This window comes from Promicromonospora sukumoe 327MFSha3.1 (assembly GCF_000385135.1).
Classification (GTDB): domain Bacteria; phylum Actinomycetota; class Actinomycetes; order Actinomycetales; family Cellulomonadaceae; genus Promicromonospora; species Promicromonospora sukumoe_B.
On record NZ_ARQM01000013.1, the window covers coordinates 248,749 to 269,679 of the forward strand.

14 protein-coding genes, 1 tRNA gene and 1 pseudogene are annotated in these 20,931 nt (G+C 71.9%); 7 read left to right on the forward strand and 9 right to left on the reverse strand.

What is annotated here, in order from left to right:
- The first annotated feature begins 186 nt into the window (after nt 1-186).
- Nucleotides 187-2,886 carry an ATP-binding protein gene (locus H291_RS0122055; protein WP_026366005.1) on the forward strand — a complete coding sequence of 900 codons (2,700 nt, stop codon included), beginning with the start codon at nt 187-189 and terminating at the stop codon, nt 2,884-2,886.
- A gap of 100 nt (nt 2,887-2,986) precedes the next feature.
- Here the strand turns inward: H291_RS0122055 and H291_RS0122060 are convergent, their stop codons facing one another.
- Complete coding sequence (locus tag H291_RS0122060) at nt 2,987-3,829, reverse strand: alpha/beta fold hydrolase (RefSeq protein ID WP_232216141.1); 843 nt, start codon at nt 3,827-3,829, stop codon at nt 2,987-2,989.
- A gap of 323 nt (nt 3,830-4,152) precedes the next feature.
- On the opposite strand from H291_RS0122060, the gene H291_RS0122065 reads away from it, so the two are divergent.
- On the forward strand, nt 4,153-4,641 hold the full coding sequence (locus H291_RS0122065; RefSeq protein WP_020017206.1) for a Dps family protein: 489 nt from the start codon (nt 4,153-4,155) through the stop codon (nt 4,639-4,641).
- A gap of 522 nt (nt 4,642-5,163) precedes the next feature.
- Here the strand turns inward: H291_RS0122065 and H291_RS0122070 are convergent.
- The 4 genes from H291_RS0122070 to H291_RS0122090 form a co-directional block, all read right to left on the reverse strand.
- Nucleotides 5,164-6,335 (reverse strand): IS3 family transposase gene (locus H291_RS0122070; protein WP_198012566.1). Its coding sequence is split into 2 segments (ribosomal slippage): nt 5,164-6,054 and nt 6,057-6,335, totalling 1,170 coding nucleotides; the frame shifts between segments, so codons are not numbered across the junction.
- A 270-nt stretch (nt 6,336-6,605) separates the two neighbouring features.
- Nucleotides 6,606-6,678: transfer RNA gene (locus H291_RS0122080), tRNA-Ala, on the reverse strand.
- A 114-nt stretch (nt 6,679-6,792) separates the two neighbouring features.
- Complete coding sequence (locus tag H291_RS31185) at nt 6,793-7,959, reverse strand: hypothetical protein (RefSeq protein ID WP_157237247.1); 1,167 nt, start codon at nt 7,957-7,959, stop codon at nt 6,793-6,795.
- A 60-nt stretch (nt 7,960-8,019) separates the two neighbouring features.
- Nucleotides 8,020-8,631, reverse strand: a complete 612-nt coding sequence (locus H291_RS0122090) for a GNAT family N-acetyltransferase (protein ID WP_026366007.1) — start codon at nt 8,629-8,631, stop codon at nt 8,020-8,022.
- 227 nt (nt 8,632-8,858) lie between these two features.
- Between H291_RS0122090 and H291_RS0122095 the strand changes: the two genes are divergently transcribed.
- Nucleotides 8,859-9,503 (forward strand): 5-formyltetrahydrofolate cyclo-ligase, encoded by a 645-nt coding sequence (locus H291_RS0122095; protein WP_026366008.1) that lies wholly within the window; start codon nt 8,859-8,861, stop codon nt 9,501-9,503.
- Between the two features lie 134 nt (nt 9,504-9,637).
- Here H291_RS0122095 and H291_RS0122100 read toward each other — a convergent pair whose 3' ends face one another.
- Nucleotides 9,638-12,175, reverse strand: a complete 2,538-nt coding sequence (locus H291_RS0122100) for a penicillin acylase family protein (protein ID WP_020017211.1) — start codon at nt 12,173-12,175, stop codon at nt 9,638-9,640.
- A 320-nt stretch (nt 12,176-12,495) separates the two neighbouring features.
- Here H291_RS0122100 and H291_RS34905 point away from each other — a divergent pair.
- Nucleotides 12,496-12,636, forward strand: a pseudogene (locus tag H291_RS34905) (FmdB family zinc ribbon protein); the annotation flags it as partial.
- A 14-nt stretch (nt 12,637-12,650) separates the two neighbouring features.
- Here the strand turns inward: H291_RS34905 and H291_RS34910 are convergent.
- Nucleotides 12,651-12,902 carry a hypothetical protein gene (locus tag H291_RS34910; RefSeq protein ID WP_020017212.1) on the reverse strand — a complete coding sequence of 84 codons (252 nt, stop codon included), beginning with the start codon at nt 12,900-12,902 and terminating at the stop codon, nt 12,651-12,653.
- Between the two features lie 473 nt (nt 12,903-13,375).
- Between H291_RS34910 and H291_RS31190 the strand changes: the two genes are divergently transcribed.
- Nucleotides 13,376-14,044, forward strand: coding sequence for an SAF domain-containing protein (locus H291_RS31190; RefSeq protein ID WP_020017213.1), 669 nt, complete (start codon nt 13,376-13,378; stop codon nt 14,042-14,044).
- 120 nt (nt 14,045-14,164) lie between these two features.
- Nucleotides 14,165-14,605 carry a large conductance mechanosensitive channel protein MscL gene (mscL, locus tag H291_RS0122115; RefSeq protein WP_020017214.1) on the forward strand — a complete coding sequence of 147 codons (441 nt, stop codon included), beginning with the start codon at nt 14,165-14,167 and terminating at the stop codon, nt 14,603-14,605.
- 164 nt (nt 14,606-14,769) lie between these two features.
- Here the strand turns inward: mscL and H291_RS33890 are convergent, their stop codons facing one another.
- A complete protein-coding gene (locus H291_RS33890; protein WP_157237249.1) occupies nt 14,770-15,009 on the reverse strand; it encodes a hypothetical protein in 240 nt (79 codons plus the stop codon).
- A 46-nt stretch (nt 15,010-15,055) separates the two neighbouring features.
- Nucleotides 15,056-19,117: a hypothetical protein gene (locus tag H291_RS0122125; protein WP_020017216.1), complete on the reverse strand. Its 4,062-nt coding sequence runs from the start codon at nt 19,115-19,117 to the stop codon at nt 15,056-15,058.
- 529 nt (nt 19,118-19,646) lie between these two features.
- On the opposite strand from H291_RS0122125, the gene H291_RS0122130 reads away from it, so the two are divergent.
- Nucleotides 19,647-20,888: an MFS transporter gene (locus H291_RS0122130; RefSeq protein WP_020017217.1), complete on the forward strand. Its 1,242-nt coding sequence runs from the start codon at nt 19,647-19,649 to the stop codon at nt 20,886-20,888.
- The last annotated feature ends 43 nt before the right edge of the window (nt 20,889-20,931 follow it).

A 20,931-nucleotide genomic window follows, 5' to 3' on the forward strand; every position in this document is an offset into this window, starting at 1 on the left:
CACCTGAAGGTTCGTCCGACAGTCGGGTCGTGAGGATCTGTCGAACGACCTAATGCGCGCCGGTGCAGTCAGGGCAGTCGTCCGACGCCGAGCCGGGGTCGTATGCGGTTGCGCCCGTCCCCGACCTCGCGGTCATCACCCGCAGAAGCGCTGCCGCTCGGGCCGTGCGCCTGGGAGAATCACGGCGTGGAAGAGCACCTTGTCGGGCGGGACGACGAACTTGCGCGTCTGGACGATCTGCTGGCGGGCCCAGGTGGGGCGCTGGTCCTACGGGGCGGTCCGGGGGTCGGCAAGAGCACGCTCCTGGACCGGGTCGTTCGCGGCGCGGCCGAGCGTGAGGTGCGCACGGTGCAGGCGATCGGCGCCGAGGCCGAGACCGGGCTGCCCTACGCCGGGCTGCACCAGGTGCTGTACCCGCTGGCACGGGCACTGGACGGCATGGACCCAGAGCACACGCGGGTGCTGCGCAGCGTGCTGGACGGTCGCCAGGAGGACCGGCCCACCGGCGCGCTCCAGCTCGCCGTGGCGGTCCTCGACCTGCTGACGGTCTCCGCCGGCAACGGCGGGCTGCTGGTGGCCGCGGACGACGCGCAGTGGTTCGACGCACCGAGCGCGGACGTGCTGGCGATCGTGGCCCGGCGCCTGCCCGGCTCACCGGTCCACCTGGTCCTCGCCGCCCGTGACGACGCCGCGTCCGCGTTCGACACCGCTGGACTGCCCGAGTTGGTCGTGGGTCCCCTCGGCCCCGGTGCAGCCGCGGCCCTGCTCGACGAGACGCATCCCGCGCTGGACGCCGCCCTGCGCCAGCAGGTCCTCGACGAGGCCGACGGCAACGCCCTCGCCCTGGTCGAGCTGCCCCGTGGTGCCGGTTCGGTGGCCGGGACGGCGTCTGGCACGACGCTGGCGCTACCGCGCCGCCTGGAGCGTCTCTACGCCGAGCGGCTCGATCGGGTGCCCGCACCGGAGCGCGAGGAACTGCTGCGTGCGGCTCTGGACGGCGTGACCGCGGGCCGCGGGGCGGCGCGCGGCGGGGGTCGGTACACCGTCGACGAGTCCCCGGCCGCGGCACGTGAGGCGCTGGTCCGCCTCGATCCCGCCTCCGGGGCCTGGGCGTTCGCGCACCCGCTGGTGCGGTCCGCGGTGGTGTCGGCGGCGACCGCCAGGGAACGGCACGCGGCCCATCTCTACCTGGCCCGCTGGCACGTGCACGACGTGCAGCGCCGTGCGCTGCACCTCGCCGCGGGCACAGTCGATCCCGACGAGGACGCCGCGGCGGTGATCGAGGCCGCTGCGCGCCTGGCCACCGCCCAGGGCGCGGCCGCGACCGCCGTCGGGCTGCTCCAGCGCGCCGCTGAGCTGAGCGAACGCGCACCGGAACGGGCACGGCGCCTGGCGGACGCCTCGTTCCTGGCAGGCCAGGCCGGCCTGCTGCGACAGGCCGAACAGCTCGTGGACCGCTCGACCACGGACTCCCCGGCGTCCCTGATCACCGGCGCGTACGTCTCCCTGTACCAGGACGGCGACGTCACCACGACCTCCCGGCTGGTCCTGGCCGCCCTCGACGAGGCCGATCAGACCGACGACGCGACCCTGGACCGCATGGTCAACCTGCAGCTCGCGATCGGCCAGTTCTCGCTCGACCCGGAGCTGTGGCGGCGTACGGACGCGATCGTGGACCGGCACTCTGCCCGGCTGCCCGAGACCACCCGGATCTACCGCGACACCTGGGGCGACGTCGCCCGCCGTGGCCAGGGCGCACGCGCTCGGCTCGACACAGCCTTCGCCACGCTCGGACAGGGCGAGCCATGGGACGTCATGCGCCTGGGCGTGGCGGCGTTCTACGTCGATGCCCTGCCCGAGTACCGGCCGTTCGTACGCCGAATGGTCGAGCGCGAGGAGGAGTCCGGCGCGGCAGGCAACGTCATGACGCTGCTCCAGCTGGTCATGCTCGACCAGATCGACTCCGGGAGCTGGGACGAGGCCGAGACCACCGGGCAGCGCGGGCTGGCGCTGACCCGCGAGCACGGTTACGGCCTGTTCGGACAGCAGTTCCGTGCCTTCCTCGCCTACGTCGCCGCCGCACGCGGACGCGACGAGGAAGCACAGCGCTACCTGGCCGAGGTCGAGCGGTGGGCCCGGCCGCGCCGGGTCGGGTTCCTGGTCGAATGGGTCGAGACGGTCAACGCCGTCCTCGCCGCAGGCCGGGGCGACTTCGAGTCCGCCTGGGTGTACGCCACCGGCGTTTCCTCCCCCGGTGAGCTGCGCCCCTACTCCCACCAGGCCCCGCGCATGCTGTGGGCGCTCGTCGAAGCCGCAGTGCACACCGGCCGCACCGCCGACGCCGTCCGCCACGCCCAGGCCGCGACCGAGATGGGGCTGGCAGACCTCTCACCTCGCACCGCCATGCTCACCGACGCCGCTACGGCCGCAACGACCGACGACGAGAGCCTCGTCCGCGAGCTCTACGAGCGGGCAGTGTCCTGCTCTGCGGCATCCGAGTTCCCGTTCGACGGCGCACGCATCCAGCTCGCCTACGGCATGTGGCTGCGCCGCGTACGGAGTACCACAACTGCCCGGGAGATGCTGACTCGGGCACTGGACACCTTCACAGCGCTCGGTGCCGAGCCCTGGGCCGAACGAACCCGCCAGGAGCTGCGCGCCGCCGGCACCGTCATCCGCCAGGCCGACGCGAGCGCGGGCCTGACCGCACAGGAACGCCAGGTCGCCGAGCTCGCCGCCCGCGGACTGAGCAATAAGGAGATCGGCGCCCAGCTGTTCCTCTCGCCCCGTACCGTGGGCGCGCACCTCTACCGCATCTATCCCAAGCTGGGCATCACCTCTCGCGCCTCGCTGCGCGACGCGCTGTCTACCGGCGCTGACGCCTGAGTCCCCTTCACGACGACCGTCCAGAGGGGCGGGTACTGCAAGGAGAGCCGGGTCGGCCCCGCACCACGTGGGGCCGACCCGGCTCCTCCGGGAGGAGGGCTCAGCGCGTCGCGCGGTCCGCCCGCAGGATGGTCGAGGTCACGACGTCCGGTCGGGCGATCATCGACAGGTGACCGGCGTCCACCGTCGTGACCTTGGCCCCGGCACGCTCGGCCATGAACCGCTGCAGGTCCGGCGAGACGATCCGGTCCTGAGTACCCAGGACGTACCAGGACGGCAGCGTCTTCCACGCCGGTTCAGCGGACGGCTCGGCCAGCGCGGCCGCCGCCAGGGGACGCTGCGAGGCCAGCAGCTGCGCCTGGGTCAGCCGGGGCAGACCATTGGCGAACACCTGCGGGAACACGGCGTCCTTCAGGTAGAGGTCGACGTTCCCCTCCGGAGCACCAGGGTTGGCAACCACGTCGAACAACTGAGTCGGGTCGACCGGGCCCTGACGCCCCAGCAGGTCCGTCAGGCTCTCGCCCGCGTCGGGCACGAACGCATCGATGTAGACCAGGGCCTTCACGTCCGGGTCGCTCAGGGCCGCGTCCGTGATGACCGCACCACCGTAGGAGTGACCGACCAGGATCACCGGACCGTCAGTGCGCTCCTGCAGGTACGCGTCCAGTGCGGCCGAGTCCGAGCTCAGCGAGCGAAGCGGGTTGGCGAACTCCAGCACCGGGTAGCCCGCCACGTGCAGAGCGGTACCGACCGCGGCGAAGCCGCCCGCGTCGGCCCACGCACCGTGCACCAGCACGACCGTCGGCTTGGCCGCCGTGTCACGCGCCTGCGAGGTCTCGGCGGTCGCGGTCGCCAGACCCCCACCACCGAGCAGGAGCAGGAAGGCCGTCAGGATCGCCAGCGCGCTCGTACGCCACCGCGATCCACGGGACATCTTGTTCATCGTCTTCTCCGAACTCTCAGGAACTATCGGCACCGGATGTGCCAGAACCAGAGTCGTTCGAACGTCATGTACCGAGGATCTGCCAGATGACTGCATCGGCGTAGGTACTTCGCATGGCGCTGATGCCCCGCCGGGCTCCCGCCCAGTTCGTCCCGGGCGATTTCGTCCCCAGTACACCGGGATGGAGCCAGCGGTTAGGGCCTCGATAGGTGACTCGGCACCGTCAGCGGGATCACACCTGAGCAGCTCTCCGAAGCGGAATGAGCGGTCCCCACGAGTGTTGTACCGGACGACAGAACAGCACTAGAGCCCGGAGGAAATCCATGAGTACGGTGGACACCATTCCGACGACGGCGAGCGACCCCACGGCCGCCGCCGCGGTCGCCCAGTTCCTGTCGCCCGTCGTTCTGCGGCTGCAGGCGCTCACGGTCAACGGCAAGCAGGCCCATTGGCACGTCCGGGGCAGCAACTTCGTCGGGGTGCACGAGCTTCTCGACGACATCGTGACGCATGCGGGCGACTTCGCGGACGCCGCCGCGGAGCGGATCGTCGCGCTCGGGCTGCCCATCGACGCACGCCTCAGTACGGTCGCGCGGACAGTCCCCACTACTGCCGTGCCGGCCGGCTTCACTCAGTCGACGAAGATCATCGCCGACGTGGTCGCCGAGATCGACGTGGTCCTGGCCGACGTGCGTGCTGCGATCGACGGCCTGGACGCAATCGACTCCGCCAGTCAGGATGTCGCGATCGAGATAATGCGCGGCCTTGAGAAGGACCGCTGGTTCCTGCTGGCGCACAACACGACCGACTGATCATGCCGCATGCCGAAGCGTACGGGGCACTGCCAGCCCGGTGCCCCGTACACGTCGGCCTAGCCGCGCCCGCAGGCTCTGAATTCTGGCTGCGTGGATCCTGAGGCCTCAGCACTGAGCCTGATTGCGTGTCGCCCGAATCCAGGAGCAACCTCCCTGGACATCGCACCAAGATCGGGACTTCTCGTGGTTGGGCATTCGCTCACGGTCCTGACCGAAGACCGCGTCCGTGCGAGAGCGGCGGTCGCACTACGCCGCGCCGTCAACCGCAGACCTTCCGTGACCTGTAATTCAGTGACACTGCCAAAGCCCTCACCCGGCGCCGCGAGCCGCGAGCCGCGGAAGGCTACTGCTTCGTGATGGCCGCAGCCACCTTCTCTATGGCAACACGCACCTTGTGCAGGCTCCCGTCCGGACTGTCGAGGGACTCACGATAGGCGTGAACGTCCACGTCATACGTCAACGCAGTAACGGGGCCAAACGGGCCATCGGGACTGCTGCACCGATAGGTGACAGGGTTTCTCAGGCGGCGAGTGCGACCTGAGTGGTCATGATTGCTTCGTACTCGATCGGGGTCAATCGTCCCAGGCGGGTCTGGCGGCGGCGTCGGTGATAGGTCCGCTCGATCCAGGTGATGATCGCGATCCGGAGGTCTTCCCGGGTGGCCCATCGTTTGCGGTCCAGGACGTTCTTCTGCAGCAGCGCGAAGAAGGACTCCATGGCGGCGTTGTCCCCGGCGGAGGCGACCTGGCCCATCGATCCGACGAGGTCATGGGTGCGCAGCGCGGCCAGGAATTTCCGGGACCTGAACTGCGATCCGCGGTCGGTGTGGACCACGCACCCGGCCACGTGTGAGCCCTCGATCCGACGTCTGGCGACCGCGGAGTTCAGGGCGTTAACGGCCAGCGAGGACTTCATGCGGTCGCTGATCGAGTAGCCCACGATCCGGTTGGAGTAGACGTCCTTGATCGCGCAGAGGTAGAGCTTGCCCTCGCTCGTGGCGTGCTCGGTGATGTCCGACAACCACAAGGTATTCGACTGGGCAGCGGTGAAGTCCCGGTTGACAAGGTCGTCGTGCGCCGGCGGTCCTGGGCGCTTGCCGTTCTTGCCACGTTTCTTGCCGAACACGCTCCACCACCCGTTTCTGGTGCAGATCCGCCACGCGGTCCGGTCCGCCATGCTCTGGCCGGCCTGGCGTGCTTCGTCGACCAGCAGACGGTGACCGAACTCGGGGTCGTCGCGGTGGGCGTCGAACAACGCGTTCGCGCGATACGCCCCCGCGACCTCGGCACTGGTGATCGGGTGGCGTAGCCACCGGCAGTAGGGCTGTCTGGCGAGCTTGAGGACCCGGCACGTCACCGTCACGGGGATCCCCACGCCGGCGAGCTCTGTCACGAGCGGGTAGAGCCTTTTCCCGGCAGCTGCGCCTGGGAGAGGTAGGCGGCCGCGCGGCGCAGGACCTCGTTCTCCTGTTCCAGCAGCCGGTTGCGCCGCCGCAGCTCACGCAGCTCGGCCGACTCGGAAGAGGTCACACCAGGCCGGGTGCCTTCTTCGACATCGGCGGCGTGCAGCCAGTTGCGCAGGCAGGACTCCGAGATGCCGAAGTCCTTCGCGACCTGCCGGATCGGAGCCTGTCCACGGCGGGCGACGGCCACGACGTCCTCGCGGAACTCTTTGGGGTGGGGTCTGGGCACGGTGAACATCCTTCCAGCAGTGCCTGTCGGCACCACAAGTCAGTTGTCACCTATTGGTGCAGCAGTCCCGTCGTTCTCAGCGTGGTCGTCCATGGGCGTCAGGTGTGCGTGGCACACCTGCCGTCCAAGCGCGCTCGTACGCGCACGTCGCCACCTAATGCGTGGCACGATCCGTGGCATTTTCATGGGCCGCCCTTCGTCGTGGCGGTCCGGCAAGAAACAAGAAAGCCGCTGACCTGGTGTGATACCAGTTCAGCGGCCCTCTGTCGGTGGAGCTAGGGGGATTCGAACCCCCGACCTTCTCATTGCGAACGAGACGCGCTACCAACTGCGCCATAGCCCCTCGGACTGCAGAAGACTAGCACTTCACCGCCCCGACTCCGCAACTCGATCGGGTGTCGCGCGGGTCACGAACGCGTGACCCGCGCGACACCGACCAGCAGGATCAGCTGGCAGGTCACCCCGCCGCCCTACGTCGGGCCAGGATCTCCTCGAGCGGCTGGCCCAGCGTCTCGGACTTCATGCGCGGCGGCTCGCCGCGCAGCAGCTCGTCCTCGGCCACGTCGGCGGCCTTCGCGGCAGATCCAGCACCGGCAGCAGCGCCGGAGGCACCCGCACCGGCCCCAGCAGCACCGCCCGCCGTCGTCGTCCCCGGAACGACCGCAGATGACGCCCCAGCGCCCCCAGGACGCCCCGAACCACCCGCGGACCCCTTGCCGGACGACGAACCCGCCGGCAGGGCCGCAGGCTGCCGCTGGGGCGCCTTGGGCTTGGTCACGTACGTGGGCAGCGGCACGGGCACCGGGTCCCAGGCACGCCCGCTCGGCGGCTCGGCGCCGGCCGCAGGCTCGCCCGGGGCAGCGGCGCCGGCAGGCACCTCGTCCACGACCTCCGCCGTGACCTCGATGACCTTGGGCTTCTCCGGGCCGTCGAGGATCTCGTCGAGCACGTTCTTGCCGCCCACGCGCGGGATCGCCTGCGTCTGCGTGTCCGAGCCGCGGGCGGCCAGGCCGACCACCTGCGCGCGGTTGCGCGGGGCGTACGGGCCGCCGTTGGCGAGGGCACGGGCCTGCGTGGCGCGCTGCCGGGCGGCGCGCACGGTCGCGTGCCAGCGGGCGTCCGCCCTGCGGGCCGCACGGGCCGCGCGGCGCCCCAGGAACAGGACGAACAGCAGCATGGCCGACGTCGTGACGGCGGCACCCCAGTGCAGCTGGTTCAGCCCGACGAGCGCCCACGCGACGATGCTGGCCACCAGCAGGAAGATCGACACGATGAAACGACGGCGCGCCCGGGCGGCCCGCCGCGCACGGCGCTCCACCCGGCGGATGCGCTCCGCCGTCAGCGGGCGGCCGCGCACCATGATCTGCAGCGGGAGGCCCTGGCGCGGGGTCGGGTGGGCGACGCGCGGCACGCCCTGGCCGCTACCTCGCCGGTTGCCGTCGTTGACCATCGCCCCTCCTCTCCTACCCGAGCCGCTCATCGCGACGACGCGCAGCCCTCCTGAAAACCGGTCCGGCACCCGCGCGTCGGCGAGCTCCGCCCGGCGACGCACCATGCTCGGCATCCAGTAGCCCAGCCACAGGACGAACAGCGCTACGGCTGTGAGTCCCGCGGTCGATTCCACGACACGACGGTAGGCGAGCATCGGCACGCCCGGCCGCAGCGCGTACGGCGTGTCCCACCGTTACAACGCCTCACGCGTGCGCTGCCAGCGCGCCAGCAGGCCCTCCGGGACCTCCTCGCGGGTCACCGCGAAGGTGCGGTGGTCGCGCCACTGCCCCTGGATGTGCAGGAACCGCTCGCGCACGCCCTCGTCCCGCAGCCCGAGCTTCTCGACCACGCGCAGGCTCGGCTTGTTCTCGGGCCGGATGTTGATCTCGATGCGGTGCAGACCGAGGAAGAAGGCGTAGTCCGTGGCCATCGCGACGCCCGTGGGGATGACGCCGCGGCCGGCCACGCTCTGGCTCACCCAGTAGCCGATGCTCGCGGAGCACATGGAACCCCAGGTGATCGAGGCGACGGTCAGCTGCCCCACGAGGGCGCCGTCGAGCTCCACGCCGAACGGGAGGGACGTCCCCGCGCGGGCCTGCGCCGAGAGTGACCGCACGTACTCGCCGAACGTCGAGGCGATGTACCGGTTCGCACCGGGCGACGTCGCCTCCCAGCGCTCGAGCCAAGCCGCGTTCTCGGCCCGCAGGCGCGACCAGTCGGTCGCGTCCCGGCGCCGGAGCGGGCGCAGCACGACAGTCCCTGACGGCGTGTCCTCACGCAGCGTCACCGGCCATGGCTTGGCCACCGTCCACCCCTTCACAAACTTACCTGTGGTGCCTTCCGGCACGTCCGACTTACTCGACGGCAACATCGTTCGCCCCCTGCCACGTCCCATGACGATTCCCCCGCTGGAGGAGGGTCTACCACGCTCGGTGGCCTGGGACCCGTCGAGCAGCCGCTCGGTCATGTTCTCGCCTTCTTCGTACGCTGTTCGTAACAATCCAGTCTCGGAGTCTTGGCACAATAGCGGTCATGAGCGGCATCTCTGTTCCGACGCCACAGCCCTACCCCGTCCAACCCGGGATGGAGACAGGCGACGCCAAGGAGGAGCTGCGTCGCGCGATCCGCGCCCAGCGCGGTCTCCGGTCCGTCCGACGCCGTGCGGAGGCCGCCGAGCTGCTCGCCGACGTCATCGAGTCCATCCCCGAGGTGCGCGACGCCGGATGCGTCGCGGCGTACGCGGCCCGCAGCGCGGAACCCGGCATGCTGCCCCTCCTGGACCGTCTCGCGGACCGTGGCGTCCGCGCGCTGCTCCCCGTGCTCGGGGCCGGCCTGGCCCGCGACTGGGCGGACTACACCGGCCCGGACGACCTGCTGGAGCGGGCCCCCGGACGGCCGCCCGAGCCGGGCGGCCCCGCCCTGGGCACCGACGCCGTCAAGCTGGCCGACGTCGTCCTGGCACCGGCTCTCGCCGTCGACACCCGCGGGGTGCGGCTCGGCCAGGGCGGCGGCTGGTACGACCGCGCGCTGACCCACCTGCGGCCGGGTGCGAAGGTCGTCGCCGTCGTCTTCCCCGAGGAGGTGTACGACGCCGCGGACCACCCGCTGCCCCGCGAGGAGCACGACATCCTGGTCCACGCCGTCGCCACCACGACCGACTGGCGCTGGCTGGGCTGACCGGAAGCGCCGCCGCCCCGCCGGTCGAGCTATTCCGGCTCGGTGGTCGAGCTTGTCGAGACCTGGTGGGGTCTCGACAAGCTCGACCACCGGGGCGGGGCGGCTCGGCCAACGGGGCGGGGCGGGGCCGCGACCTACGGCGTCAGGATCTGCTCGTCCTCGGCGGCTCCCTCGACGGCGTCCGCGGTGAACGGCCAAGGGAACGTCTCCCCCGCCGCCCAGGCGCTGAGCTGGTCGTCGTAGTGCGGTGATCCCGGGTGCGCCGACGCGCCGGTCACGACCACCCAGGTGGAGGCGTCCAGGTCGGCGAGGTCCACGACCATGCGCATCGACGGGCCGCTGGTCACGTCGAAGCTGCCGCTGGCGGCGTCGAAGGCGGTGGCGTTCACGATCGACGACCCACCGCCGACCTTGACCGGCGCCGGGTTCATGTAGGCCGAGATCGGGGCCGGGATGCCGGAGCCGCCGAGCACCAGGTGCTCCAGCCGGAGCTGGTGCAGCGTGCCCCACTCCCAGTCGCTGGTGTCCTTGCCGATCTCGACCGTGAGGTCCTGGCGGGCGCTGACCAGCGCCTGCGTCAGCACCTCGTCCCGGCTCTCGACGACCGACACCGTGGACTGGTCGTCCCAGAAGGGGTTCTCCGGGTCGCCGAGCATGCCCTGGATGACGGCGAGCCAGCGGCTGCCGCCGTCGGGCCACATGCCCTCGGGCAGCTCGTCGTGGAAGGTGATCCGCAGCAGGTTGCGCCACACGGCCGCGAAGTAGGCGGCGGCCGCGGAGTCGGCGTCCATCGACCTGTCCCAGTCGGCCAGGAGCTCCTGGCCGTCAGAGTCGTAGCCGGCGGGGAGGTCCACCTCGACCAGCACGGGCACCAGGACGTCGGCGAACCTGCTCCACTGGTCCATCTGGAACTCGGACATGTCAGCGGCCGTCAGCTTGCGGCCCTCCGCGATGCGGTCGCTGATCAGGGTCCGGATGCGCTCCGACCGGTAGCCGTAGTCCCAGTCGCGGCTGAGGAACGGCCCGTCGCCACCTGGCAGCACGGCCTGGTTCGCGGCGACGATGAAGCCCTCCTTCGGGTCCACCACGCCGGGCATCTGCGCCGGGTCCACGTAGCCGGTCCAGTCGTAGCGGGCGTCCCAGCCGGGGCGCGGCCAGGTGCCGTCCGACTCGACCGCACCCGGCACGTTCGCGCGCACCGGGATCTTGCCCGGCGCCTGGTAGCCGATGTGACCGTCCGTCGTCGCGTACACGATGTTCTGCGCCGGGACCTCGAACTTCGCGGCCGCCGCCTTCATGTCGGCGGGCGTCTTGGCGCGGTTCATCTCGAACACGGCATCGGCGGTGCGGCCCGGCTGGAGCGCGGTCCACTGGAGCGAGATCTCGTACTGGGGGCGTTGTTCGGGGCCGATCTCGGTGGGCGCGTTGCGCACGGCCTCCATCTGCGTCTCGTCCATGACGGAGGAGATGATCGGGCCGTGCACGGTCCGCCGGACCTCCAGGTCGATGGAGCTTCCGCCGTCGACCCGGATCACCTCGGTCTCCGTCTCCATCGGGACCCACTTGTTCGTGCCCCGCATGTACGTGTCGTTGCGGACCCGCTCGATGAAGAAGTCGGTGACGTCGGCGCCCATGTTGGTCAGGCCCCAGGAGATGTCGGCGTTGTGGCCGATGATCACGCCGGGGAAGCCGGAGAACGAGAACCCGGCCACGTCGTACGGGCACTCCGGGCCCACCTGGTTGCAGTGCAGACCGACCTGCGCCCAGATACCGGGGGCCGCGAGGGCGAGGTGCGGGTCGTTGGCCAGCAGCGGCTTGCCCGACTTCGTGTACTGCCCCGAGACCACCCACGAGTTGGAGCCGGTGCCCTCACCGCGCGCGATCTGCACGGGCACGGCATCGAGCGCCTTCTGCGCCGACTCGAGGGCGTCGGCGAGGTGCGGGCTCTGGTAGACCTCCTCGGTGGCCGACGCCGTCTCGGTACCCGACGGAGCGGTTGCCTGCGCACCCGCCTCGGCGGCGTCGAGGATCGGCGCGTTGCCCGTGCCGGAGTAGGCCGGGAACAGCTCGGCCACGCGCGACGCGTCGCCCAGCGTGCTGTAGGCCTGGGCGCGGTCGAGCTCGTCGTCGTAGTTGCTGCGCAGGTCCCAGGCCATGGCCTTGAGCCACGCCAGCGAGTCGATCGGGCCCCACGGCTCGGGGTCGTTCACCTCGACGCTGACGTCGAGCACCGTGTACTCCACGGCGGTCTCGCCGGGGCTGCGGTCGGCGAGGTAGGCGTTGACGCCGTCCGCGTAGGCCTGGAGGTACTGCCGGGTCGTGTCGTCGAGGATGTTGAACTCCTCCTCCGCGACGTGCCGCCAGCCGAAGGTGCGCGTGACCATGTCGGCCTTGATCGCGTCCTCGTTGTTGCCGACGAGCTCGGCCAGGCGGCCCGCCGTCACGTGGCGGCGGTAGTCCATCTCGAAGAAGCGGTCCTGCGCGTGCACGTAGCCCTGCGCGCGGAACAGGTCCTCGGCGGTGTCGGCGTAGATCTGCGGCACGCCCTGGGCGTCGCGGCTCACGCGCACGTCCGAGCCCAGGCCCTCGACCTGGACAGACCCGGAGTAGTCCGGCAGCGGACGGCGTCCGGTGAGCCATCCGAAGGTCGTCACGGCGACCAGCGCCAGCACGACGACGACGGCTGTACCGACCAGGAACTGGCGGACGCGGGTGGTGCGAGTCCGACGGCGCTTGGCGGGCCGTGCACCGGCGGAGGGGACTTTTTCGACGGGCTCTACTGGCTCGGCGGGAGTGGTCGCGGACACGCAGTGGAGACTACCGTCCGCCCCAGGGCTTGGGTGAACGCGCAGGCGTGAACAGCCTCGGGAGATCCTGGGACTATCACCCGCCGCTCGACCGTTACTATTGGCACTCGGAAACCCCGAGTGCCAGGCCCCGGCCCTGTGAGCGTGCGACGCCCCGGCCGTCCTGACGTCCCAGAGGAGTGCACGTGCCCACCTATGCGTACCGGTGTGCCGACTGCGGCCACGCGTTCGACATCCACCAGGAGTTCACCGACGAGTCGCTGACGATCTGCCCGGAGTGCCAGGGCAAGCTGCGCAAGGTGTTCAGCTCGGTGGGTGTGACGTTCAAGGGGTCGGGCTTCTACCGCACCGACTCGCGCAGCACCTCGACGAGCAGCACGGTGAAGGCCGGGAAGTCGGAGTCGTCGTCCTCGTCGTCTTCGAGCGACTCCGGGTCGTCCTCGTCGAGCTCCTCCAGTTCCTCGAGCTCCAGCTCCTCGGGGTCGTCGTCCAGCGGGTCCGGCTCGTCGAAGGCCGCCTCGTCCTGACCTGATCCGCCGGTAAGGCCGGCGGGATCGGCAGTCTGCTGGGGAGCCCCTCCGGGGCTCGGCACTTTGCATCGAGGTCGGCACAGGCCTGGACCGATCTCGGTGCCAACTGCCGAGCACTCGGGCAAGGTGCCGCGCTCACACCGGCGGCCCAGCAGCAGCGCTGCTGCCGGGTTGAGCGCGACCTGTCGCATCCGGCCCAACCGGAAGTCGTGCCTCGTGTGGACCGGCACGACTCACGTGACCGCAGGCATTCGAGCGCGACCACAGGCGGCGTTTTCCCTCCCCTGTGCACAGGCCGCCCGACGGCGGCCCCGCGCCCCCACATCTGCTGCCTAGCGTCGGGGGCATGGGACTTCTCGACACGCTCGTCGCGCCGGCCGCGCGCCACGAGGCACCACGCGGCACGGGTTCGCGCACGCCGTGGAGCCGGCCGGATCCGTCCGGCCGGCAGGCATCACCCGGTCGGACGCCGCGGGCACCGCTCGCCGGACTGCTGCCCTGGCCGGGCCGGCCTCGGTCACCGGGGCTCCGGCGCGTGCGACGCGTCCTGTGGCGCTGGCGCTTCGCCCTGGCCGCCGCGCTGCTCGGCCTCGCCGCCGCGATGGCGACACACCTCCTGCGCCCGCCGCCACCCCCGACCGTCGACGTCGCCGTCACGGCCCGCCCCGTCGTGGCCGGAACCCCGCTGACCAGGGAAGACATCTCGGTACGCGCCGTCGCCGCCGGTCTGGCCCCGCCCGGCGCCCTGCACACGGCGCGTGCACTCCTGGGCCGCGCCGCCGTCGTCGGGCTGCCCGCAGGCGCGCTGCTGCACACCACGCTCGTGTCCGACGACGGGGTCTCCGCCGCCGCCCCGCGCGGCACCGTGGTGGTCCCGGTCCGCCTGGCCGACGACGCCGTCGCCGCGCTGCTGCGCCCCGGGGACCGGATCGACCTGCTGGCCGGGACGACGTCGGGCAGCGAACCGAGCGCCGAGCCCCGATACCTCGCCCACGCCGCGCTGGTGCTGCCCGTCCCCGCCGGCCGCGCGCCAACGGAGTCCGGCGGGCTGCTCGGGCCGGTCTCGGAGGGCGATGGCCCCGTCACCCTGGTCGCGGTGCGACCCGAGGACGCCCCGGACCTGTCGGCGGTCAGCGGCTGGGGCTCGGTAACGGCGGTGCTGGTGCCGTCGTCCGCCCCGCCGAAAAGAACGGTCGATCATTGACGCGGCTCATTCGGAGGAATGCCGGGTCCGACATGCGCTGAACGGGATTTTCCACCACAATCTCGGTCGAGGTTCCGGCCAACGCCGACCCACACCAACTTGAGAGTCCCAGGGGGATCCATGCGCGACCTGTTCAACGGCTTCAAAGAATTCATCACGCGCGGCAACGTGCTCGACCTCGCGGTCGCCGTCGTCATCGGCGCCGCCTTCTCCGGGGTCATCAGCGGCCTCGTCGACGGCTTCATCATGCCGCTCATCGGGTGGCTCGTGGGCGCTCCGGACTTCACCGAGATCGCGTTCTACGTGCCGAACTGGCAGGGCGAGGAGACCAAGTTCCAGATCGGCCTGTTCATCCAGGGCCTGATCATGTTCGTGCTGATCTCCGCGGCGATCTACTTCTTCGTGATCATCCCGGTCAAGAAGCTGAGCGAGCTGCGCAAGAAGCCCGCCGAGGAAGAGGTCGTCGAGGAGGCCCTCGACGAGCAGACCGTCCTGCTGACCGAGATCCGCGACCTGCTGCGCGTCCAGTCCGGCTCGCAGTCGAGCTCCTCGAACAACTGAGCCCTGCGGCCGACGGGTGCGCTCGAGCGGATCGTGATCGGTAGCAGGTCAGGTGGTCGGTAGAACGTCAGGTGGTCGGCAACCCGGGTTGCCGACCACCTGACGTTCTACCGACCACCCGCCTTGGTGCCGACCACGTGATCGGCGGGGCGCCAGTGCGCGGGTCAGCCCCAGTGCGGCGGGACGTCGCGGCGGAGCTGGTCGTCGTTCGAGCCGTGGCCGGCCTCGGCGGCGCTGCCGTCGGAACCCTCGCCCCAGCCTGCCGGGCGCTCGTCCGCGCTGACGCCGAGCACGACCTCACGCTCGGTCCCCCGCCGCACGGCACGCCGCGGGCCTCGCCGCCGGGGCGTGGTGCCTGAGGGCGCAGGATCGGGGTCGGCCGGTCGGTTCTCGGTCTCGCTCACCGCACCATTGTCGCCCCGGCCCGCGATCAGCCCCCGCCAGGCCCGCTCAGTCGTCCAGGACCTGCGGCACCACCAGCTCCGCCGCCGGCGCCACACCGCCGGACAGCCCCACGCGGGCGTCGCGCACGGACAGCACCACGCGGCGCACGCGCTCGGCCTCGGCGTCCGGGTCCAGGAACGCGGCCGCGGACCACACCTGCGCCACCACCCAGCCGAGGCGCTCCAGCCGCTCGGCGAGCTGCCGGTCCCGCACCCGGATCGAGGGCTCGGCCACGTACGCGGCGTCGTCGGTCAGCACGGCCACCAGCAGCTCGCCGGGCAGGTCGGGGTGACCCACCGCGAGCGGGATGCGGTCGCCGCCGGGCAGGCCGTAGTCGGTCTCGACCACGAGGCCGGACCGCCACAGCCGCTCCCCCAGGTCCACGACCAGCCGGTCGACCGACCGCGCGACGTCCACGCCGTTGCCGATCTCGACCTGGTCCGCGAGCCCAGAGCGCTCCTCCGCGAAGGACAGCACCCGCGCCAGCATCTGCGGCCCGGGGCCGCGCAGCCGCTCAGGGTCCAGGTCGGAGGCCGGGAAGCACGACACGACGTGCAGCCGCTTGCGTGCCGCGCCGAGCGAGCCGAGCAGCATCGCGTCGCCGCCGCCGTCGCCCAGCACGCCGAACCGGTGCAGCACGCGACCGTGCGGCGTCCGCCCGAAGCCCAGGGTGAGCACGATCGTGTCCCGCGCCAGGCCGGCCACGCCGGTCACGTCGGCGACCACGACGGGCTCGGGCCGGGAGCCCGCGAAGAACGGCGCCAGCGCCGGGTTGGCCCGCACCTCGGCGAGCAGCCGCTCGCGGATGCGGTCCGCGTGGGCGGCCGTCACGGTGACGATGCCGAAGGTCTCCTCGGGCCGGGTCATCGCGTGCTCGATCGCCAGGTCGACCACGCGTTCCACCTCGGCGCTCGTCGACTCGACGGTGCCGGATACCGGGTCGGGCATGCCGGTGCCGTCCACGAGCGAGAAGTGCACCAGCGCCTCGGTCCGCGGGAGCGGCGCGGGCCGCATGATGCCCTCGTACCCGTGCTCGGCGAGCAGGCCCGTGAGCCGCGGGTCGCGCCGCGCGGGCTCCGGCTGGAGCGTCACGCGCGGCAGCAGCCGCGCGAGGTCGCGCACCGCGGTGCCCGACGCCGACCGCGGGTCACCGACCACGACGATCTGCCGGCCCCGGGCCAGGGCGGGCACGACCACCTCGACCGGCACGTGCTGCACGGCGTCGAGGATCACCAGGTCGGCACTCTTCTCGGCGGGCAGCAGGTGCGGCACCATCGTCGGCGTCGACACCCAGGTGGGGCGCAGCCGGCGCACGGTCGAGCCGTGCTCCTTGACCAGGTCGCGCAGCGAGCTCAGCCCGCCGCCGACCAGCGCCGCGTAGAGCGCCTCGGCGTCCTCCCGCTCGTCGCGCATCGCCGCGCCGAGGTGCGCGCGCACCGCGGCCCGGACGGGCGCGGACAGCGAGTCCACGTGCCGCCGGTCGAGCTCGCGGAACCGGCTCGCGAGCGCGTCCAGCCCGGCGCCGTCCTGCCCGGCGAGGTCCGGCTCGAGGGCCAGGATCTGCTCGAACACCGACGACCACCACGACAGCTCCAGCTCCGGGCCCACGAGGTCCGCCTCGACGCGGCGCTCCCCCAGGTCGTCGACCAGCTCGTCGAGCCCGGACGTGCGCAGGCGCCGCAGCAGCCCCGTCCGCTCGGGGAGCGGGGCCAGCGCGTCCTGGGTCTCGGACAGCGCGGCGAGGCGCTGGACCAGGGCGAACAGGTCGAGGTCGAGCAGCTCGCCGCCCGCCTGCGACGAGCGCAGCACGGGTTCGAGCGCCTCGAGGTCGATGCGCACCGCCTCGTAGGTCTCCTCCACGCCCGCGAGCCCCTCGGGGAGCGTGGGCCAGCCGCCACGCGGGCACTGCGCCTGCCAGACCTCGCGCTGCCGCTGCACCTCGACGAGGGCGGCGTGCATGTCCGGCACCCGCACGCCGGGGCGCACCATCTCGCGGGCGCGCCGCTTGAGCCGACGCCGTTCCAGCCAGCCCATCTCGGCGCCCTGGTCGGCCCGCTGCTTGCGCGACGCGGTGGCCTGCACCATGTCGGCCGCGGTGCGCTCGAAGACCATCGGCTGGAACACGTCGAGCGTGCCCCGCATGCCGCCCAGCATCCTGAGCTGCTCGCCCCACTGCCGCGCCGTCGACGCCTCGACCAGGCCCGTCACCTTCGAGACGTACTCGATCTGCTTGCGCAGCTCCGGCAGCGTGTGCTCGCCCAGGCGGGTCACGCGCGCGAGGGCGGAGCGGGCGTCGTCGTCCGTGAGGATGTGCGCGCCGAACCACGGGCTCGACGAGGACTTGAGCGTGAACGCCCCCAGCTCGGCCGCACGCTGCAGGTCGGCCGCGAGCTCGGCCCGGCGCTCCGTGCCGAGGGCCAGCACCGACTCCGGGTCGAGCCGCACGCGCGTGGCCGGCGCCGGCCGCTCGGACGTGAGCCGCGCCAGCGCCTGCAGGGCGTCGTACGCCGAGACCCGCCACGGCTCGCGCACCCGGTGCAGCGCCTCGATGTACCCGGCGAGCTGTGCGCGCGACCCGATCAGCGCGTCCCGCACGCGCGCCACCTCGTCGGCGTCGATGTGCTCCTGCGCGGGCGCCATCGCCTCCAGCAGGCGCCGCGACGTCGACGTGCGCCAGGTCGGCACGGGCGCGATGTCGAGCAGCAGCCCGCCCAGGCCCAGCGCGTCGAGGCGCGCGGCCAGGGCGTCCGCGGCGCGGCGGTGACCCGGTACGTACAGGACCGAGCGGCCGCTCGCGTTCGCCTCGGCGACGACGGCGGACAGCGTGCCCGCGACGTCGGACCCGACCGGCGCGTCGACGAACAGGTGACTGCCCGTCGCGAGGGCGTCGACCACGTGCCGCTGGTGCGGGTCCAGGTCGCCGACGCCGCGCTCGTGCGCCGGGTCGGCGTCGCCCACGCGCGGCGCGGGCAGCTCCATCTTCCCCAGCTTCGTCACCGACGCGTCGACGCCGCCGAGCGCCGCGACGACCTCGTGGTCCCGCAGGCTCGACCCGAGCTCGTCGAGGTCGTCCACGAGCACCTGGCCCGGGTGCACGAACGTGCCCACCAGCATCCGCCGGTCCAGCCGGAACTCCCCGAGCACCGCGGAGCCGAGGCTCGCGACGCGGTCCAACACGTCCGTCGGGTTGAAGCCGGCGAGCGTGAACGTCGCCTTGGCCAGCGCGTTCGGGTCCAGCAGGGCGCCGTGCGCGCGCAGCGTCCGCGCCACCACCGGGTTGATCTCGGCGGTGGGGTCGAGCGTGATGTCGTAGTCGCCCTCGCCGTCGCTGCGCGGCGTCAGCATGACCGGCCGCAGCAGCACGGGCGCGCGCACCACGCGGGGCTCCTGGTCGTCGTCGGACGCCGGGGCGGCGCCGTTCGCGGGCATCGCCAGCGTCACGATCGGCACGGACCCGGTCAGCGCGGGCGCGTCGGCGGGGCTGTCGGCGGAGTCGCCGCCGGGCTCGGTCGCGGACGCCGAGGAACTCGACGAGAACGCCGGTCCCAGCACCCGCGTGATCGCCTCCATGTCGTTGGCGTCGCCGTTCGCGCCGCCCGGAGCGGGGCGCTCGGTCCAGGTCGCCACCCCGATCGCGAGGTACGTGGGCGAGACCCCGTAGCGCTGCGCGTGCTCCGCGGAGCGCGCGGCCACGGCCCGTGCCCGACGGCGGGCGGTGGGCAGCGCGCCGGCCTCGCGGATCAGGCTGGACAAGCGGGTGGGCCGGCCCGCGAAGAGCTGGGCGACCCCTGACGGGTGCGCGGCCGACAGGTCGATCACTGCCTCACCGAGCAGTCCGACGTCGGCCAGGGAGGACCCTCCCGCGAGGCGGACGAGCCCGGCGCGCCACTGCGCGACCGACTCGGCCATGGGGTCCCGGGCAGTGTCCGGCGTGGACCCCTGGGCCTCCGACGCGGCAAGCTCGGTGGCCTGGTCCACGTTCTCGTCCTTCAGCGCGGCCGAGAGCTCCTCGGACAGGTCGACCGAGATCTCGGGAGCGGCTGCGGTCTGGCGGCGTGCAGCGTTCACCCCAGCAAACTAACCGCGTGGTGTCCGCTAGGTCCGGACGCCACGCCGCGCGACACACCGCACCCCGCACGGCCGCGGCTCCGCCGGGCGCGGAAGTCACCCGGGTGACATGTGCCCGGGAGGCGCTCCGCGGGGGTGAAACCGGGCCTGGAGCAGTGTCGCCCGGGGCAACCGGAGCAGCGTCCCGGGACACCCCGCGCGGTCGCTCAGGACATGCAAAAGCCCCTCCGGCAGGGGGTCCGAAGGGGCTCAGCAGGTGGACCGAGGTCCACCGGGGTAATGACGGTGCGCACCGCGCAGGGGGCGGGCGATGCGCACCGTCTTGTGAGAGTGTGCACCTGTTCCAGGCGGACGTCAACACCGACTCGGACGATCGTCCAGGTTGCGGCAAACACGTCTCAAAACCGTTGTCGAGGTGCAAGTTTTCGCCTCGCGAGGGGCCCCGATAAGGGCGACATCTCGCCCTTCCGGAGCACCGGACGCGGACCCGGAAAAAAGCCTGGACGGCGACTCCTAGACTCGAACGTTTGTGAGCGCACTCGTCGAGGCAGTCCTCCCCAGCCGGCTCGGCCGGTCGTTCCGCTGGCTCGTCGCGTCGTCGTGGACGAGCAACATCGGGGACGGCATCGCACTCGCCGCGGGCCCCCTGCTGGTCGCCTCGCAGACCGACAGCGCGTTCCTCGTCGCCCTCGCCGCGATGCTGCAGCGGCTGCCCTGGCTCCTGTTCGGCCTCTGGGCCGGCGCACTGGCCGACCGGCTCGACCGGCGCCTCGTCGTCATCGTCGCCAACGCGATCCGCGCACTGGTGATCGCGGTCCTGTGCGTCTTCATCGGGACGGGCACGGTGAGCATCGCCATGGTGCTCGCCGCGATGTTCCTCTACGGCACCGCGGAGGTCTTCGCGGACACCACGCAGCAGACCCTCCTGCCCACCCTCGTGGCCCCCGCCGACCTCGGCGCGGGCAACCAGCGCATGCAGGCCGGGTTCCTCGCCGCGAACCAGCTCGTCGGACCGCCGGTCGGCGCGTTCCTCTTCGCCGTCGGCATGGTCTGGCCGTTCGCGATCCAGGTGGTCTGCGCGGCGCTGGCGATCGTGCTCGTCTCCCGCATCACCGCTCCGGCCGGCGCGTCCTTCACCACGGTGCGCGACGGCGACTCCCACGTCCGCAAGGACATCGCCGAGGGCCTGCGCTGGGTGTGGCACCACCCGCCCGTACGCACGCTGTGCGTCGTCATCCTCGTCTTCAACGTCACCTGGGCGGCCCCGTGGGGCGTGCTCGTGAAGTACTCGCTCGACCACCTGCACATGAGCGAGGTGGGCTACGGCCTGCTCACGACGGCGAGCGCCCTCGGCGGCATCGTGGGCATCCTGATCTACGGCTGGCTGGAGCGGCACGTGAACCTGGCGACGCTCATCCGCGTCTGCCTCACGCTGGAGGTGCTCACCCACGGCGCGTTCGCGCTGACCACCAACGGCTGGGTGGCGATCGCCATCATGTTCGAGTTCGGCGTCTACGCGTTCGTCTGGGGCACCCTGTCGACGACGGTGCGGCAGCGCGCCGTACCCAAGGCGTTCCAGGGCCGCGTCGCGTCGATCAACATGATCTGCGTGTTCGGCGGGCTCGTGGTGGGGCAGGCCATCGGCGGCGTCGTCGCGGAGCACTGGGGCCTGGTGGCCCCGTGGTGGTTCGCCTTCGCGGGCTCGGGGATCACGCTGCTGCTGGTGTGGCGGTCCCTGGCGAACGTCGCCCACGCCAAGGCGACGGACTGACCGCCGTCTTCTCCTTTGAGGCCTAAGTTTCTTCGCTTTGCGC

Bases quoted from the DNA above. Each gene is read 5' to 3' on its own strand.
- H291_RS0122065 (WP_020017206.1), top strand. From the start codon at position 4,153: ATGAGTACGGTGGACACCATTCCGACGACGGCGAGCGACCCCACGGCC.
- H291_RS0122060 (WP_232216141.1), bottom strand. From the start codon at position 3,829: ATGAACAAGATGTCCCGTGGATCGCGGTGGCGTACGAGCGCGCTGGCG.
- mscL (WP_020017214.1), top strand. From the start codon at position 14,165: ATGCGCGACCTGTTCAACGGCTTCAAAGAATTCATCACGCGCGGCAAC.
- H291_RS0122095 (WP_026366008.1), top strand. From the start codon at position 8,859: ATGAGCGGCATCTCTGTTCCGACGCCACAGCCCTACCCCGTCCAACCC.